General features: G+C 41.1%; 15 protein-coding genes. 2 read left to right on the top strand and 13 right to left on the bottom strand.

Annotated features, from left to right (window positions below):
* Positions 1 to 151 precede the first annotated feature (151 nt).
* From GOP56_RS20405 to GOP56_RS20380, 6 genes are all read right to left on the bottom strand, one after another.
* Entirely contained in the window at positions 152 to 1,645 is a 1,494-nt protein-coding gene (locus GOP56_RS20405; RefSeq protein WP_163246473.1) for a sensor histidine kinase, read from the bottom strand.
* Entirely contained in the window at positions 1,626 to 2,330 is a 705-nt protein-coding gene (locus GOP56_RS20400) for a response regulator transcription factor (protein WP_163246471.1), read from the bottom strand. The genes GOP56_RS20405 and GOP56_RS20400 overlap by 20 nt, the downstream gene beginning before the upstream one ends.
* A gap of 66 nt (positions 2,331 to 2,396) precedes the next feature.
* Complete coding sequence (locus tag GOP56_RS20395; protein WP_003339157.1) at positions 2,397 to 3,002, bottom strand: class I SAM-dependent methyltransferase; 606 nt, start codon at positions 3,000 to 3,002, stop codon at positions 2,397 to 2,399.
* 108 nt (positions 3,003 to 3,110) lie between these two features.
* Positions 3,111 to 4,262: a TolC family protein gene (locus tag GOP56_RS20390; RefSeq protein WP_163246469.1), complete on the bottom strand. Its 1,152-nt coding sequence runs from the start codon at positions 4,260 to 4,262 to the stop codon at positions 3,111 to 3,113.
* Positions 4,263 to 4,628: 366 nt separating this feature from the next.
* Positions 4,629 to 6,149, bottom strand: coding sequence for a degradosome RNA helicase CshA (locus GOP56_RS20385; protein ID WP_003339161.1), 1,521 nt, complete (start codon positions 6,147 to 6,149; stop codon positions 4,629 to 4,631).
* A 395-nt stretch (positions 6,150 to 6,544) separates the two neighbouring features.
* The gene (locus GOP56_RS20380; protein ID WP_003335279.1) at positions 6,545 to 7,195 is read right to left on the bottom strand and encodes a PAQR family membrane homeostasis protein TrhA; all 651 of its coding nucleotides are present in this window, start codon (positions 7,193 to 7,195) and stop codon (positions 6,545 to 6,547) included.
* A gap of 218 nt (positions 7,196 to 7,413) precedes the next feature.
* On the opposite strand from GOP56_RS20380, the gene GOP56_RS20375 reads away from it, so the two are divergent.
* Both GOP56_RS20375 and GOP56_RS20370 read left to right on the top strand, forming a co-directional pair.
* Positions 7,414 to 7,791, top strand: coding sequence for a DUF423 domain-containing protein (locus tag GOP56_RS20375; protein ID WP_163246468.1), 378 nt, complete (start codon positions 7,414 to 7,416; stop codon positions 7,789 to 7,791).
* A gap of 58 nt (positions 7,792 to 7,849) precedes the next feature.
* Positions 7,850 to 8,137, top strand: coding sequence for an ArsR/SmtB family transcription factor (locus GOP56_RS20370; protein WP_003339164.1), 288 nt, complete (start codon positions 7,850 to 7,852; stop codon positions 8,135 to 8,137).
* A gap of 128 nt (positions 8,138 to 8,265) precedes the next feature.
* Here GOP56_RS20370 and GOP56_RS20365 read toward each other — a convergent pair whose 3' ends face one another.
* From GOP56_RS20365 to GOP56_RS20335, 7 genes are all read right to left on the bottom strand, one after another.
* Positions 8,266 to 11,046, bottom strand: a complete 2,781-nt coding sequence (locus GOP56_RS20365) for an S-layer homology domain-containing protein (protein WP_163246466.1) — start codon at positions 11,044 to 11,046, stop codon at positions 8,266 to 8,268.
* Positions 11,047 to 11,248: 202 nt separating this feature from the next.
* A complete protein-coding gene (locus GOP56_RS20360) occupies positions 11,249 to 12,097 on the bottom strand; it encodes a sugar phosphate isomerase/epimerase family protein (RefSeq protein WP_163246464.1) in 849 nt (282 codons plus the stop codon).
* Between the two features lie 5 nt (positions 12,098 to 12,102).
* Positions 12,103 to 13,086, bottom strand: coding sequence for a DUF6005 family protein (locus tag GOP56_RS20355; protein WP_163246462.1), 984 nt, complete (start codon positions 13,084 to 13,086; stop codon positions 12,103 to 12,105).
* Between the two features lie 45 nt (positions 13,087 to 13,131).
* The gene (gene asbD / locus GOP56_RS20350) at positions 13,132 to 13,419 is read right to left on the bottom strand and encodes a petrobactin biosynthesis protein AsbD (protein ID WP_163246461.1); all 288 of its coding nucleotides are present in this window, start codon (positions 13,417 to 13,419) and stop codon (positions 13,132 to 13,134) included.
* Positions 13,409 to 14,659, bottom strand: a complete 1,251-nt coding sequence (locus GOP56_RS20345) for an AMP-binding protein (protein WP_003335286.1) — start codon at positions 14,657 to 14,659, stop codon at positions 13,409 to 13,411. Before GOP56_RS20345 ends, asbD begins: the two co-directional genes overlap by 11 nt.
* Positions 14,653 to 16,512, bottom strand: a complete 1,860-nt coding sequence (locus GOP56_RS20340) for an IucA/IucC family protein (RefSeq protein WP_163246459.1) — start codon at positions 16,510 to 16,512, stop codon at positions 14,653 to 14,655. The genes GOP56_RS20345 and GOP56_RS20340 overlap by 7 nt, the downstream gene beginning before the upstream one ends.
* A 40-nt stretch (positions 16,513 to 16,552) precedes the next feature.
* On the bottom strand, positions 16,553 to 18,352 hold the full coding sequence (locus GOP56_RS20335) for an IucA/IucC family protein (protein WP_163246457.1): 1,800 nt from the start codon (positions 18,350 to 18,352) through the stop codon (positions 16,553 to 16,555).
* Positions 18,353 to 18,380: the final 28 nt, after the last annotated feature.

The raw sequence follows: 18,380 nt of genomic DNA, 5'->3' as shown, positions 1-18,380 counted from the left end.
ACTATAAGTTCTTTTGATTGACAAGTGAAATACAGATATACAATGCTTATCATTAGAAAAACTTATCATAGGAAATAAATCACGTACAGCAAAAAACGCATGCTCCTCTTTTAAAGAGAATGACATGCGTTTTGCAAGTATGATAGGGTTTTTACTGCGGCAATTCCACGTAAAAAAGGATCATGTTGTCATGCGATTCAGCCCAAATTTTTCCGCAATGCAATTCAACGATGCTTTTAGCAATGGCTAAGCCCAATCCTGAACCTTCCTTTACCATGCTTCGTGATTCATCAACCTTATAGAAACGTTCAAATAAACGCTCTAATTCCTGAGGAGTCAGTTTAGGGCTTTTATTCCCAATCGAGATACGAATAGAACTTCCCCGTTGCTCTGCATTTATTAAAATTTCCCCTGGTTTATCACTATATTTAATGGCATTTATTAATAAATTATCAAACACACGCACTATTTTATCTGCATCTACATGTACGAATAGATGATCTACAGCATAGTTTTTTCGAAAGGACAAGCCTTCTTCCTCCGCTTGCGGTACAAGCTCCTCCATTAACTGCTCCAACATTTCTAATATATCAACTCGCTGCATTTGCATTCCTACACCGTTTGTAGAGAGCTTCGTATAATCAAATAAGTCTTCAATTAAGCGTTTTAATTGTTCCGACTTATTTACAGCAATTCCAGCATACTCCTCCAATTGCCCCTCACTATGATAACGCCTATCCTGAATCAACCGTAAATAGCCCATAATAGAAGTAAGCGGAGTGCGTAAATCATGTGAAACGTTGGTAATTAGCTCATGCTTGGTTCGCTCCGCCTTGCGTTCTTCCTCTCTAGTATGATGCAATTGCATGGCCATAACATTAATATTCTGGGCCAACTGTCCTAATTCATCGTTACTGTTAACCGGTACACGGATATCCAGATTCCCCAGTGCCATTTCTTGAATGCCTTGAGAAATGCTTTGAATCTGATACATTTTTCGCTTTGTAAGATAGTAAAAGGAAAAAATAAATACACCAAAACCAATCAGTCCAGGTAACTGACTATAGCCTGTTCGATAGATGATAGATGGTTCTGGCATACCTCGTACTATTAGATATAGCTTTTTTTCCCCCACATCCACAGGATAAAAAGACACGAATTCTTTCGCCTCATTCTGATAATCCTGGCGATAGATACGCACATCCATTGCATTTTGGATAACAGAATGAATATCGATCGTAGCCTCAGAGGTTTGTTTACTCTTATATAAAACCTTTCCTTGTTCATCAGCCAATAAAATACGATACTTCCCGCTATCCGAACGGTCATCAATTATTTCTTGCAAATCAAATTGATAGGAAGGATTTAGTTGTTTATTTTCATTTTCTGTTCGAAGGGTGCTTATCAAATTACGCGCATGATTATCAATATTTTCCATACCTTGCGTATAATCAATATATGCCTGTTGCGTTCGCATATAGGGGTTAAGGACATTCGCCACAAAAAATCCAGCCAGTACACATAGCCCAAAAGCCGCAATCAATTGAATACGTAAACTTGATTTTCCCTGAGCAATCATTTTTTTCGCAAGCTTATAACACGCATAAAACGTATATGGTATTAGCTTAAATGGATTCCATCTCAACTTTATAACCTACTCCCCAAACGGTTTTGATATAGCGAGGTTTTCGTGGGTTTTGCTCAATTTTCTCCCTGATTTTACGTATATGTACCATAACCGTATTATCAGATTGATAAAAAGGCTCGTTCCAGATTCGTTCGTAGATTTTTTCAGCGCTAAATACAATTCCTTTATGGCGAGCCAATAGTTCTAAAATGGCAAATTCCCGTGGAGTTAGTTTGACTTCTCGCCCATCTACCTTCACCTCATGCGTGGAGACATTGATCGTTAAGTCATCGACTACCAGTTCATCAGTCTTCACTTCTGAAAAACCGCTTAACCGCATGTAACGTCTTAACTGCGACTTTACCCGTGCCAAAAGTTCCATCGGGTTAAACGGCTTTGTCATATAATCGTCTGCTCCAGTAGCTAACCCAATAATCTTATCCATATCCTCCGCTTTGGCGGACAGCATGATGATCGGGACATTTTGCTTTTCCCTGATCCTCATGCAGGCAGCCAATCCATCCAGTCTGGGCATCATAATGTCTAAAATAATGACGTGTACCTGCTTTTCCTCTAAGATTTTTAACCCTTCTACTCCATCAGCCGCTTTCAAAACCTGAAAGCCCTCGTTACTTAGATATATATCAATCAAATCACGTATTTCTTTCTCATCATCAATGATTAATATTGTTTCTTTCATCATCGAAGCTCCTCCCGTGAACAATTAGCACCGCATGTTCATTCTACTTCTTTCTCATCAGATTGTCCGTTACTTACGACACCGATAGACAAATGCAGGAGGGATGTTCAAGGGTTCAAAAGAGATAGATACCTCACGAAAGGTCTCTTTCAGTTGTTTTCTCATTTGTAAGGAATATTGGAATGCGATGAAAGCACCGCCTGGTTTTAACGATTGCATAACCTCCGCAACAATCCGTTCCCGTAATTCCTGCGGAAAGTTCATAAACGGCAATCCGCTAATGATGACATCTACCTGTTCTACACCGGCTTGCTTCAAGTCTTTTGACAAACACTGAGCATCGCAATGATGGTGAAATGAAGGAAATCTTTCTTGTAAATCAGCTCGAAGTTTTACGTCTTGTTCATATACAAACACGTTTGTATTGGGTGAAATTTTTTGCTTCAGTTTTTGTGTAAAGACACCTGTTCCTGCGCCTAGTTCAACCACTGACGTAACTTCCGCCCAGTCGATTCCTTCCAGCATTCTGCTAGATAAACGTGCTGAGCTTGGGGTCACACTCCCTACCTCGCGAGGAGATTTAACAAATGTAGTAAAGAACCGAACTTTATCTCTAACGTAACGTTGCATAGCTAGACAAGTGGTCGTTTCTACAGCGCTTTTATTCGCTTTCATTTATGCTCTTCCTTTCTTGTCTGATCCTTTGTCCTATTTTATAAGACGGATCTTAACAAGAAAGGGTACAAGTTCTTAAAAAAAACTTAAAATTTATACGTTTCTTTATTAAGAAACAGATCTTCCCATCGAGTTTTTGTAGTTGAGATAAGCTAACTGATAATTGTGCTGAGCTGTTTCATATTCGTTTTCTCTCTTTGCTAGCTCCTCCTCAGCAGTCATAACATCCAAGGTTGTTTCAAGACCATTTTCATAGCGTAATTGTGTTAAACGATAATTCTCTTTGGAAGCTTCTCTTGCTTTATCAAGTGCCTCTAGACCTTGTTTAGAGGAGGTTAGAGCTTCATAGTTTCGAGTCACCTCTAACAAAATATCGTTTTTGATTTGCTCCTTGTTCATTTCTGCTGTTTCCAATTCATTTTTGGCAAGCTGTCCTTGGAAGGAGGACAAGATTGAATATTTTTCTATCGTATCTACACTCTTTTTCGCCGCGTTGACTTCTTCTTCACTTTTCAGAATTTCAGCACGTTGAACAACAGCCAAACGCTTGGCTTCTTCCAATGAAATGATCTCTTTGTCGCGGATATCTCCTTCAGGTATAGAGAGCTCCCATTCTTTCGTCAAATCTTCTGCTAAAAATTGATTTAATGAAAGGGTAGATAGGTGGACCTGATTGCGAGCTACTTCATGATTAGCTTTTGCTTGGGCTAATCCTGTTTCAGCCTGCAAAACATCATTTTTGGCTTTTATTCCTGCTTTAAATAAGGCGTTTGCCATATCTACCTGCTTTTGGGCACGAGTTAAGCTTTGCTCCTGTAGCTGCAAATCTTGCTTGGCATGCCATAGCTCATAAAAGGCTTTCTCTGCACCTAGCTTGGTCTTATCTTCCATGGCCTGTAGCATATATTTGTGGATATTTCGCGCCGCTTCCGCTTTGGCTGTTTGCACATATTTCTGCTGAGCCTCGCCAAGTGAAGAAATATTTGATTCCTTCATCTTTACGGAATTATATATGGCTTGATTAGCATTAATATCAGCCGTATCAAGTTCCAGGCGGAATTTCTTCAGATCAATATTTTGATCCAAGGCCAACTCGCCAGCTTTTTTGGGAGTTAGCTCATGCTTGTTTTCTTCTTCACTTGCTTGAGAATGTACAGTCTTCTCCTCAGTCGCTTGAGCCATTAGCGGATAGCTTATAAACAGCAATGAACCTATCATCACCATTAATAGGCGGGTCTTTTTTGTATAGGAAACACTCATTACTTATTGGTTCCTCCTTTATAATCCTTGGTGCTTTTGCCTATTCATAAACTTATAAGCAAATACCAATATTCTTTGCTTATTATCCACCTGTATTATGTAACCTTTCAATCAGTAAATGTTTCATTTCCTGCCAACCTAAATCCAGAAATCCCAGCTTATAGCATGATTGTTATTGAAAAATAGCTTACTTGTTAAACTTCCTTTTCTTTTCCTCTGTCTTTTGATAAGTTAAAAGCATATTCTGAAAAATCCACCTTTACTGGCATGTAAAAAAGACGTGTAGATTGCCCTTTCTCCTGTCGGATTCGGACAATCATACACGTCTTGTAGATATAGATTAGCTATTTACAGTTGAACCAACAACTATACGCGAGGCTTTCTACCTTCAGATGATGGTTTGCTAGATGTTCTGCCGCTGCTGCGACGACGGTCATCACCGCTACGACGACCACCTTCTGAACGTCCTCCACGATAGTTGCCACCGCCGCTACGACGATCGCCATAACCACCACGGCGTGGACCACCACCGCGCTTATCATCGCCAAATGGACGGCGCTTTTTAGAACGAAGAGGTGCTTCTTCTGTTAAACGAACTGGAGTTACATCTGGCTCTTTTGTCAGCATTTTTAAAGCGGCTGCCACCAATGTAACGGAATCAGTTTCTTGAAGCAGAGTTTCTGCCAAGCCATGGTAATCACGGTAGTTTTCTTCCCCGATTACAGTCAACAGTTTCTCAACTGTAATGCGCTGTGCACCTTCAATAGCTTCCGTTAATGTTGGTACAGGACGACGACTCATTTTACGTTTTGTAACGTGTTCAATCATGCGCAAGTGATCTATCTCGCGAGATGTTACAAATGTAGTCGCAACCCCTGTCTTACCTGCACGACCTGTACGGCCAATACGGTGAACATAGCTCTCAGGGTCTTGTGGAATATCAAAGTTATACACGTGTGTAACACCGCTAATATCCAAACCGCGAGCAGCTACATCTGTTGCTACTAGAATGTCGATAGTACCTTCTTTAAATTGACGAAGAACGCTGTCACGCTTCGCTTGTGTCAAGTCACCATGGATACCTTCTGCAGAATAGCCACGCTTGTTCAAGGCCTCGCTTAATTCATCAACGCGACGCTTTGTACGACCAAACACGATAGCTAATTCTGGGGACTGAATATCTAATAAGCGAGTCATTACATCAAACTTCAATTTTTCCTGAACTTCCATGTATACTTGCTCAATGTTTGGAACCGTTACTTCTTTTGCTTTCACGGTAATTTTTTCTGGGTTTTTAAGGTAGCGCTGTGCCAAAGATTCGATTTGGCGTGGCATTGTTGCTGAGAACAACAAAGTTTGACGCTCGTCTGGAATTTGCTCTAGAATGCTTTCGATTTCTTCAATGAAACCCATGTTTAGCATTTCATCAGCTTCATCCAATACCAAGGTTTGAATGTTTTGTAGTCGGATTGTACGACGGTTAATGTGGTCAATTAGACGTCCAGGAGTTGCTACGATAACGTGAGGGTTCTTTTTCAATGCGCGTATTTGACGCATGATATCCTGTCCACCATAGATTGGCAAGGTTTTAATACCTGTGTATTGACCTAGTTTGATCAATTCCTCAGATACCTGTACTGCAAGCTCACGAGTTGGAGCCAATACAATCCCTTGAATGTGGTTAGAGGAGGTATCAATTTTTTCAATCATTGGGATACCGAATGCTACGGTTTTCCCTGTTCCTGTTTGAGCCTGACCAATCAGGTCTCTTCCTGTTAATGCAACTGGAATCGTTAAAGCTTGGATTGGAGTCGCTTCTTCAAAACCCATGTTACTGATGGATCGAAGTACGGATGGACTCAATCCTAGTTCATTAAATGTAGCCAAAATTTTTCAATCTCCTTTATTTACGGATGAAATCCTTCATGCTTTATACACAATAAGTGCCGGAAAACGTAACATTTATAGTTTGCCACTTTATCGTGTATATAAGCCTCTAATATTTTATTTGCTTCTGATAAACCTATCAGTGGAATGATCGTCTGTAAGCACTCGTTTTTCACAAAAAAAAGCATTAAGCAGAATTCACACTTAATGCCTGCACATTCTCGTGTTTTATAAAAAAATGGCATTCATAAGGATGGAGCATCAAGTCCATCGCCATTGGTTACTCGCGAATTTCCCACGGATATAGGCGTTTCATCGCAACGTAATAACAATATCATGTCTTTTGATGAAAAGCAACTAATTACAACCAACGGAATCCCTTAAGAAATGCTTGATTAGATGGGCAAAATATACTTTACTACCATGATAAAATGGAGCGTGGTTCCTGCCATCACGAACAGATGAAATATCTCATGAAACCCAAACCGATTCGGGAAAAAATCAAATATCTTGGTTGCATAAATGATGGCCCCTATCGTATACATGACGCCACCAATAATAATGAGAGCGATTGCTCCAATCGGTAAATGATGGATTAATTGAACGAACGGAACGGCCGCAATCCAGCCTAGCGTCACATAAAAAGCCGTGGACACATAGCGAGGTGCATGAATATAAAAAATTTTCAGGAACATTCCGATTAACGCTAACACCCACACAGCAGCTAGCATACTCCATTTCCAGCCACCCGATAAACCATAGTAAAACACGGGCGTATACGAGCCTGCAATGAGGAAATAAATAGCAATGTGATCAAATTTCTTGAGCATCATTTCTTTTGCTGGCGTTGTTCTCACCCAATGATATAAGGAGCTTGCACCGTATAACAAGATGATGCTAACACCAAAAATGGTTAATGTGATCAGCTTGGAAACATTGTGACGGGACAAAACGATCAAAAACACAAGACCAACAATGCCAGCCAGGAACGTAATAAAATGCGTCCATGTATTCACTGGCTCTTTCATTTTCCAAAAACGCTTCATCTTACCTCTCTCCCTTCCTTACATATCGGACTTGCTTCATAATAAGCCCTATTGTATCACTCCATAACCATAACGAATAGAAATACTTTCATTTTTAACAAAACATTCATCTTGATTAATAAGATACTTCTTGCGATGTGTTTGCATTGATGTGGTTTTCCTTGCTATTGATGTACAATATTTGTAAATCAACGTTATTAGAGAAAGGAAGACGAAATATGGCTCAAACCTTTATGATACTAGGCGGCATAGGTGGTTTTCTATCTGTGGCGCTAGGAGCATTTGCAGCTCATGGCTTAAAAGGAAAGCTAAGCGATAACATGCTAGCCAATTTTCAAACCGGTGCACAATATCAAATGTATCATGCTTTCGCTTTAGTGATGACAGCCATTTTGCTTAAAGTTTTAGGGACAAGTACACTGCTTACTGCTGCCGGATGGTTGTTTCTTGTGGGAATCGTTCTATTTTCAGGAAGCTTATACGCATTGAGTTTATCAGGCGTTCGTAAGCTAGGTGCTATCACCCCACTCGGTGGGCTGGCTTTTCTGGCAGGATGGGCTTGCCTATTTATTTATGGGATTATTTGGTCAGTATGATTGTTTTTTGATAAATAAAAAACTTGCAGATAATACCTATTTTTTGTATTATTTTTCCATGTATAATAATTTAGTTAAAGATAAACAGCGAATCAAAATTTTAAAAGCATTGGCGGATGAAACACGACTGCAGATCATTCGGGTTCTTTTCCAAAAAGAACAAGAGGCAAAGTGCGGGGAGGTAGGTGAACTTTGTCACATGTCAAAATCTAATGCCTCTTATCATTTTCGAACCTTACGAGAAGCTGGACTCATCCATATGCGAAATGAAGGTCAGTCTAAATTTTTGCGTATCAATCAAGAAACCTTTGAAAAATATTTACCCACATTCCTCGAAACCTTATAGAGTAAAAACATTATTGTCCATGCCACGCTAACTAACAAGAAAAAATATCGGCATACACGACAAAAAAAGCATACGAACCGGGCCATTTGATTCACTCCGATTCGTATGCTTGTCTCTATCCTTTTACTCTACAATAGGTTAAGTTTTCCCATCATTCGTTTGATCATTACTGCACAATGGGCTCTGGTTGCATTTGCCTGTGGTTGTAAGTATCCAGATCTGACACCCTGGATGAGTCCAGCATAATAAGCCTCTGCTATATCTCGTTTTCCCCATGATAGCCGGCCTAGATCATGAAATGCAGCATTAAATGTAGCTTGTTGACCGGTAGTAATCTTAACACGAAGTCCCCGTTTTTCGATCATGCGTTTCATAATAACTGCCATTTCCTGACGAGTAATTGTTTTATTTGGTTCAAACAAGCGATTTTGGTAGCCAACAACATAACCTCGGCTCCTTGCTGTCTCAACAGCACCAGCATACCATGCGGAAGAAGAAACATCGTTAAAGTGTGACCCGCTTCCTTCTTGTTCTCCAAGCGCTCTTATTACCATCGCCACAAATTCAGCACGGGTAATTGGTTGTTCTGGTACAAATTGATTAGTAGACTGTCCATAGATTATGAGTCTGTTGGCTAACCATTCCACATCATAACGTGCCCAGTGTCCGTACATATCTCGAAATGTCTTTGTAAAGGCTGCGAGTGCAAAGGTCCCACTCAAACGCTTATCCCGTACTTTGACTCTAGTATCACCACGTACATATTCAAAATCAGCTGGTACATAAGTGAAACGATTCTTTTTTTCATCATAGTGGAGCAAGACCTTCGTGCTTGTATCTATTCTCCCATCTATGGTAAAAGTATAGCTATCTTTTTTATCAAAATGCATGACTCTTGAGATTACCCTGCCGCCCTCCTTTTCAACAGCTCTTATCATTTCACGTTGCCACTCTTTTTGATTCTCTTTGTCTTTACGAGAATCCGCTCTGGAATCAGAATCATCCTCGACGATTACTTTAACTCTATCCTCTTTATCTTTGTCATCAGTAACAACGTAGACATAGGTAGTTCCTTCTCGCTTTCCTTTTATTTCGGCTTTACCCTTCCCTCGGTCTTTTACAGTCGCAATCCGTTTGTTTTTACTTTTCCATTCGATGTTTTGATTAGACGCATCCTTAGGAGAAATAACGGCTCGAACCGTAACGGTATCACCTTTATCCAATCTAATTCTTGATTTATTGATTCGAATACTCTTAATCTTCACCTCTTTACTAAATACATCTCGCGGTACTTTTGCCGCGAAAACAGTTGGCTTATTTAGCTTTAGCGCTTCCATAATAACTGCCGCCGTATCCATGTTTGAAATTGGATTTTGATTGTTGCCCTGCTTTATGCTCGGTCCGGATGCTACCCATGTGAGGCTGTTAAACCTGCTCGACGAAGTGGGGGAATCAAAATCAGTGCCTTCATCCGTTACTAATAGAATTAAGGATTTATTTTTTTGCTTCTGTTTCTCTAGCGCTTTTAGTATAAGTCCTAAGTCCTGATCAACCCTTCGCACAGCGTCTACATACTGTGCCGAATAATAGCCATTTTGATTTGCCGCTAGCTTTGGACCTTGTAATTGTACAAACGTTAATCTATTTTTATTGTCTTGATGTAAAATGTACGATGCCGCTTGCTTGGCTACTTCTGCATCAGCTAGATCTTGACTACCAGCGTTCATGGTAATTTGGCTGACTTTTGCTAACTCTTCCTCCAAAATCCCTCGGCGTATATCTGCGTTAGCTGTAAAAACCCCGATATGAGCTCCCGGTCTTTCCTCGTGTAACCACCGAATTACAGAAGCATGTGGACTATATGCTGTACGTAAATTCGTATCTACATTGCTACTAGTAATGCCATGTTCCTTAGGGGGGACGCCAAGTAAAATGCTTGCCCAGTTCTCCGCGCTTTTTTGTTCAGCTACAGGCCTGGCGGTGTACGTATAAGACCCGTTTTTAATCAAGCTATCAATATTTGGAGTAGCAATCTTCTTGTTAGCGTTACCAAGACCGCTGATACCAATCAACATAACATGTTCATACGAGGGTACATGTTTATACTGATCAAGCTGCTGTTGCACCAATTTTTTATCGCGACTATCAATCCTTCCATCTCCATTGACATCAGCGCTTTTGATTTTTTCCCAGGTAGGATCATTCTTATCTTTACCCATGTGTTTTTGGACATACGCTACATCCTCAGAGGTTAGCAGCCCATCTTGATTGACATCGGTATTCGCAAATACTTGCACTTCGCCAATATAGGCAGGGGAGGCTTTATCTATAAAAACATAAAAACGGGCCTTACCAGGAGAGTTTCCTTGGATTCGCAGTCGGTTATCAGCTTGTTTCGTGATAATGGCTACGTTTGGATTATCGCTTTTTACTGTAAAATCTAGCTCTGTAGTAGGAGCTACCAAAGTCACATCAACACAGTGATCTACGTGAATGCTAAGCCTTTCAGGTGTCAGGGAAAACTGTGATAAGAGCTTTTTTGCTTCTTTCAAGGAGATTGCATCAGTTGTGGAAGCATTACTCTTTGCGGGGAGTGGTGGGGGTGTTGGTAAGGGCAAAGATGGTTTCTTAGAAGGTTCCTTACGTGGTTCCTTGAATTTTACCTCAGATTCAGTGGGTTCCTTCTGGGATGAGACATCTGGTTTTTGTTGCCCTGCCTTTGACTTTGTGTTTGGTTCGTTAAATGGCTCTGGTTCTTGTTTTGTGCTCATGTGACTAATATCTTTGACTTCGGCGACCGGTACCATCGCCTGTGCCTTAGATGATGCCCATACGTCTGTGTGTACGGTGGATAAAAATAGCACGAAGGCAGATCCAGCAGAAATCCATTTAAAAACGCTGTTAAACATGGTATCCTCCTTTTACTTTGTTGTTTCATCACATTTCATTAGAGATAGCGATACAACAGTATTTAACCTCAAAGGTTCTTAACCATGTTATGCGTTTACTGAAACAGATTATGCTTTTTCAAGTTTTATCCATACAAAAAGATAGCCGGAATAGCTATCTTTTTGTATGATGCGACTAACTATTTTGAATGTATATGACCTTCTATAAAAGGCTTAATGACTGAGCCGGTACCTGCTGGCGCAACCATCTCATCTCTTCACGTAAAACCTTAGCTGGGTTAGGACCAAACCATTCGATTGAAGCAAAATATTCTGTCTTCGCAATTACCTCAAGAATAGAGCTATAGTCTACTGCTCCGTATGCTAATGGAACAATCCCTTCCCTACTTCCACTCGGCGAGTAAACATTATTTGGCTGAAAGACTCCCAGATACTCCGTTGAAACAATATTTTTCAGATGATAATGGCGCACCCAAGGCTGTAGCTTTTCAAAGCTGTCTATCGGATTGGCACCAGATTCCCAGATATGCAAAAAGTCAAGGTTGATAGCAACCGCTGGATGGTTAATTTCCTCTAAGAGAGTCAGCGTAGAAGCGAGGTTATCCGTCAAGGTGTTGGGATGCGTCTCTAAGAGCAGTTCCATCCCATTTTCTCCACATAGCTCGCATAGCTCGCGCAGATACTTTACATATAATGTCCGTTCACTTGCCGATACCTCAGCGCTTGCCTTTTGCCCAGCAAACGTCCGAATGCGATTGACCCCTAACCACTTTGCTAGGGAAATTAATCGTTTCCCTTTATCCAGTGTTTTGGAGAACGGTTGATGAGAAGATATATCTAAATAGTCGCTTAGCATCGATACCTGCATGTCATGATTTGTTAAAATACGAAGCTGTTCTTCGGCTTTTTCTCGATCTCCATCATACAGGTGCTGAGCATGAATCCCCCATAATTCAATACCATCAAAATCATGTCGCCTAGCAAAATCAACCATATCGGCAAAAGAGATTAGCTGATGGCGAAAAGAAATTGTACATAATGAAAATTTCATCAACCCTACCTCCATTCCTCTTCATTAAGAGTCACTGCTGCCCTATCCATCAATGTCCATTGTACAAACTGTCTCTCTAGCTCTTCTTTAATTTGCAGTTCAATCGCATCGGCTTCCTCTAGCGCCTCAATGATCGGAGGTAGAAGTGCTAGATTTTTCGTCATAGACATTTTTACCGCTAGATATTGCGCCGTAGTGAATGCTTGGACAACATCTTCAATCTGGTATGCTAATCGTAAAAATTCATCACGGGAATATTGGAGATAATCTTTAAAAAACATAAATGCATACTCGTAACTATATTTTCGAATCGCAATCACTTTCACCTGTTTCACAGCCGGTAATAGCATATCGAGGGTATATCCATTTCTCTCCTCTGCCATATCCGTAATCAGTTCTTTCAAACTACTTGTAAATTCATTATGATTTCGTTGAAAGGTGGTATGAAAATATTGCTCCGTTTTTTCATATGAGGGTGCTACGATATCCCTAGCATCAAATAAATAGCCGCCTCCGAATGGATTTTGCAGGAATGCTTCTATAACTGTTGCCTTTTTAACATTTCCTTCCCAGCGAAAATCTGGGTCAAACATAAACCATTCGTCTTCCTTCTCTGTCTTAGCGATCATCAGAAAATGAGGGAACGGTTTTAAGGCGAATTTATTATCGCGTTCAGGAATAAGCGACATATCTATCTGTACAAGCAAAAACTGATGCTCGTTACGCGAATCAAGAAGCTCTAAAAAGGTTTGCAAATTACTTTCTTTATCTTTATCAGAATCGTACCATTCCTGTACGTTAGCACGAAAAAGGTGTTCAAATCCATTTATAATTGGTTCATGATTGTCTGTGTAGTAGGTTAGAACTCCGTCTTCCTTTTTAACAAAATCAGCATCCCAAACCCCAAAATAATAAGGGCGGTAATCCACATGGGTATAACGTTTGATCACTTCACAAAAGCAACTAATTAAGCAATGAACCTTAACCATGAAATCCCCCTGAGCTGTACGTATTGGTACAAAAACGTTAAAAATCTATTTCGCAGTAGCAGATGATAACGCATTAGAATCAACTGGCTGTAGCTGCTCAATAAAATCAAGCAACGATCCTACAGTAAGAAAAGTACGCGGGTCCAATTCTTTTGCTGGAACCATCAACTTCATCTCTTCCTCAATATAAACAATCAATTGAAGGAGCATGATTGAATCTATGAATAAATCCTCCTGTAATCGCATGGATTCATCTAGGCTGACGACATGCTTCAATTTTAGCTTCTTCGTAACGATTTCCTTCACTTGTTCCATTCTTTCCTCACGCTTCATGAACAGCTTCCTCCATTTCTAACAAGCGACGACTTACTTTACCATTCGGTGTTTTCGGAATCCTTTGTACACATCTAATTTCAAAAGGAACCTTGTAAGCTGGCAACCTCGGTAAGCACCATTCTCGAATGCTAGAAGGAGTGATACTCTCATCAGCCACAACCATCGCCTTGACTACCTCACCCATTACAGGATGCTGGCCTCTATAAACAACAGCCTCTTTAACCCCGCTGAGCTTCAAAATCGTTTCCTCTACTTCCATAGGAAACACTTTTAATCCTGATACATTAATTACATCATCCATTCGGGCAACAAATTGAATATGCCCTGCTTGCCAATACCCCAAATCCTGTGTATAGATCGTCTTATGATGGAGCGTAGCCGTAATCTCCGCTGGATTCTCCAATTCCATTCCTGCTGTAAGCGTCACATGTGAAAGGGGCTTCCCCAGATCAACATGAGAGGTCATCTGTTCACTGATACTTATACACCCCGACTCTGAGCAGCCATACTGTTGCATCATCGTATCAGTCATCCCCTGTAGCCTTGTAAACAATTGCTCCGGCATTGGAGCTCCAGAGACCATGATTCGATGAAAGCGAACGGCTTCATTGGTAAAGCTAGATAAGACGTGGAATAACAACGGCACTCCGTAAACGATGTGCTTTGGCGTCCTTTTAATAACCTCCCAAGCAAATTTGGGATTCTTATGAGTAACCACCAATGGCTTACTTCCTCGTTCCAAAGTAGCCAATACCCCGCAAATTAATCCATAGGAATGGGTAACTGGCGCCATTACAATCGGGATTAATTCCTCGTATGCACCAAACACCTGATTATATGCCGACATTTCTACTCTGATTTCCTGCCAGCTACGCCTTACCAGCTTTGGTTGACCAGTCGTTCCTGAGCTGTATTGATAAACAGAAGGTTCCTGCTCTATCGCCCCTTCTTGCGGAACCAACACAAAGTTTTCGGGAACATGGTAGATAAGCCCGCAGCATTGGCCATCCACTGCCATTTGATAAGCTGTCTTCTCTGGCGTTTCTCCATGAATGAGCAGGACAGAACCACCATGATCACGTAAATAAAGGACAAGACTAATAATGTCTAAAGCATCGGACAAGCATAAAGCGTATCGTTTTCCCTCTGGTTTTTGAAAATGAGGCATTCCTGAATAGCTTAGCAACCGAGAATCAAATTGATTTAAACCGATTTCATTGTCATTGATGATTAACATGGCTTATCACCTCCTACAGGAGTAGATCGCAAGCTTTCTCTAGCTTGATACAGGGCATTAGGCACCTGATGTACATGCATCACATTATCAGGATACAAACGTCGCTTGGTTAATTGCTCAGCCAGAATGCTTGGGACAAATAATTCAAAAAGCTCAAATCGTTCCTTGAGCTCAGGAAAACGATTTTGGTACTGCTCAATCATTTGAGCTAGAAGCATCCAGAATCTACTTTCAGCAAAATCATAATGTTCAGCCAACAAAAGCGCCAATTGACCTAAATTAATTAAGAATAGCGTTTCTAACGTCAAGTCTCGTACAAGCGAGGGATCGTCCATGTGAAACATGACATTAGGTTCAACCGTTGCATAAAATTCATGTACCTTGGCAAAATCAGGACATGCTTCCGGGTCGTTTAGATATGGCTTGCAGTAAATCAAGTCCTCATGAAAATCCTTTAATGCAACTCGAACTGGAACCCCGTTTCGATGGATCAGTATCATGTTTTGAGCGTGAGATTCCAGTGCAATTCCATGCTTGATTAGCAAATGAACAACTGGAAGCACACTTTTTTCAACCAATTGTTTCAGCCAATTCTCTATACCATGCTCCTGAATCCACGGATCAATAAACGGGACTCCATCTAACTCTTTGGCAGATAAAGCATTAAAGGGCACAGCTTCTTCATCAGGTTCCAAGTATTGATGTAAACTTTCTCTCCACATGCAACCGATCACACCAAACGTCACCATTTCAACCAAATCGGCTGGAGGGGGTGGATCATAGCAAACAGTCGCAAATTCCCCAAGCATAACTAGCTTCATTTCGTCTTTTAAAAATGGATCGGAATCTCGCATTTCCTTTAACCAACGAGAAATGAGCGGTGCACTAGCAAGTGAATGAGGGGTTAAGTGACGAGCTGCGGACGTATTGACTACATTTATCGCCAGCTTCACATAAGGTTTAATTGGATTGCTGCTGTTGGTAAAGGTTCGAATTGATTGCTGAGACCGATAGCGATCGTTGGAGAACCCCAGCTCCACAATTCTTTTGGCATGCAAATCAGCCTGGAAAGCAGGAACGATATGTTTGCGCCACTGCCATGGATGCACTGGTACCATATCATACTCCTCAGGGTCGCATCCTTGTTGAACGAAAACCGAACGAAAAGCTTCTCTCTTCTCTGCTCCTAATTCATCTAAAAAAAACTGCTGAGTCTCCATATCCTCATCTATTTTTACATGGGCATACTGTTTATGTATGCCTAGCCATAATAGCTGTACTTCTTGTTTAAACTCTGGTCCATATGCATAATGGTCAAGGTAATCGAATCCTAGGCGGGATTTGTAGCTAGGATGATAGGGGTGACCGTCCATCAGGTCCCCTTCCAGCTCGTCGTAGCCTTTTCCTCTTAACCACACTTTTCGTTCTGATCGACTGTACTGAGCTAATGTGTCTTTCAGCAGGGTTTGCTCCAACTCCTGAGCAAACGAGGCTAGCTTTTGCTCATTCACGTCTCTTTTACGGAATATTTCCATTAAAAAACGCGTAATCGACTCTGCCTCCTGCTCTGTCTTACCCACAACACGCATCAGCGGTTTAGATGGTAAAAGCCGAATCATTCCAAATGTAAAAGTCCGTCGCGCCCAGAATCGGTAAGCTACTGGTTGGTCGTGTTCATCCCATCCTGAGATAGTGATAGGTGTAAATGTCTCTTCTAGCTGTGTTTCAGGAGTTAAAATTCCCTCATAGATCATAGATTCGATGCATTGACGAAACACTCTTCTTCGCACCTTTATGTGTTGTTCGGAGCGAATGGCTTGTCCAATGTTCACATCGCAGTCCGTTACTTGCATGACCAAAGCCTCCATTATCAACAAGTCATTTTTCATTTTGTTAACGTAGTGCCAGTTGGTTTACAGCTTCAAGCTCTATCTGACGCTCCCTTGCTTTTGCAAGCGGATTATCGATCTTAACAAAAATAGCAGAATTGCTCTCTTCACTTTCTAGTTCATCTACATCATGAAAACGAGTAAGTAAATTCGCCTTGCAAGCAAGCTTTTCAGAAGTCAGCAGGCTATGTAAAAATTGAGATGGTTCTCGATTTAATGGCAAAAATTCTTGTAACACACTACGCATCTCGTCTAATAACTGCTGTTCATCTATTAATCCCGCAGACCCAAAGCCGTTAATAAGCCCAAACATATGATTAAAAATTAAATAATAACGCAATCGCTCGTCCACTAAGCTGTCTTCGGTTACATTTTGGCTCATTTCACCAAGATTGGGAAAATTTCGTGATAACAATTCCTTCATTGACTGACAGTAATAATATCCTTGATTATCCCTATAGTAAAATTGACTAGGGTACCCGTCTTGAAGCTTGACGATACTATTCTGCTGATGAGCTTCTAAGCCAATTCCCCACTTCAGATAAAGCCATACCATTGGCTTGAGTGAAATCTCGAGATAACGGCGGAACCACTCAAGACTTACCTCTGAAGGCGTCCGTCCCTCCTGTTTCGCAAGCTGTAAAATAATAACAGCCAGTCTACTCTTTTGTCCCGGTAATGGGTCTTGAATGAGAGCAGCGAGCACGGTAGCATTTTCAGCCGCACTACCCTGGAAGGGATTATGACGAAGGATAACCTCAAATCCTGATTCGTCCTGCTCGTCCAGCTTGAGTGTGATATAAGCTGGATCGTGTATAAAAGCAAACCCCGGAAATTGTTTGCTCATCTCCTCTTCAAACATATCCAGTACCTTTTTTGCTTCTACACCGCTTTCTAGCTCTGCTCGTTTGTTAACACGTAAGGAATTAGTCACCTTAACAGGGATAGAAAGCTTTATCATAAAGCTCTTATCCGGATGGTAAACCGTTCGCAATGAAGAAGTAGCTTGATAACATTCACCTAGAAGACCTAGATTATGCAACAGCCCACACTTGATGTACTTTTGAACAGAGTGCTGATCCAGCATCCATTCTGCCTGTAGAGGATGCAGAGGGATAAGTGAGTAATCTTCATTTTTTGCATATTGCCTAATCCCATCTTGCTCTAGCACTTCCTGCCCCAGCTCTGCTTTGATAATCTCAGTAGCAGACTGCTTAAGTCCTGATCCTTCTAAGACTAAGGAGTGATGGGCTGCAAAATAATGTAGAGGAAAAGCTCCTTTTTGTTCTGGCGAAAAAACAGCCTGCTTTGTATCAGGAATGCCTTGCCGACTCTTTGGTGTAGGATGGAAAAGGTGTCCAAAGAGTAAAGCTTGCTCAGCTGTAATGAAATCCATTTCAAAGCCATATAGCTCTTCTCTGTCGTCATAGCGAGCCGCTAAGTATCTCTCCATATTTTGGCAGCTCTGAATAACTCGCAATACCAGTTCGTCTGGTACTGCCTTCGTTCCATGCTGTAACGACAATTCCTTAACCAATAATACGGTCATCGTGACATAATCAGCTTCAACTGCTGGAGCCTCTTCTCTACTTTGATAAAAGGCTGGATAGTCAAATTGATGCCTTCCTGTCGGAGATTGATAGCTGGCCTTGACGTATAAATCCATTTTCTGAGACACCAACGGCACATGAAGATATTTCTCTCCATTTGTCGTCACCCATCTACCGTTTCCTGTTTCCCGGAGATAGCAGTTCAGAAAGCTTTGCATAGCTGCGTGTTCGGCAATATCTTTAACATGCTTCATATTGCAACTCCTTTTGCTTGCTACGCTT

This window comes from Brevibacillus sp. 7WMA2, from assembly GCF_010748895.1.
GTDB classification, from domain to species: domain Bacteria; phylum Bacillota; class Bacilli; order Brevibacillales; family Brevibacillaceae; genus Brevibacillus_B; species Brevibacillus_B halotolerans.
Note: the sequence above shows the minus strand (reverse complement) of the source record. Positions and strands in the feature narration are given on the sequence as shown.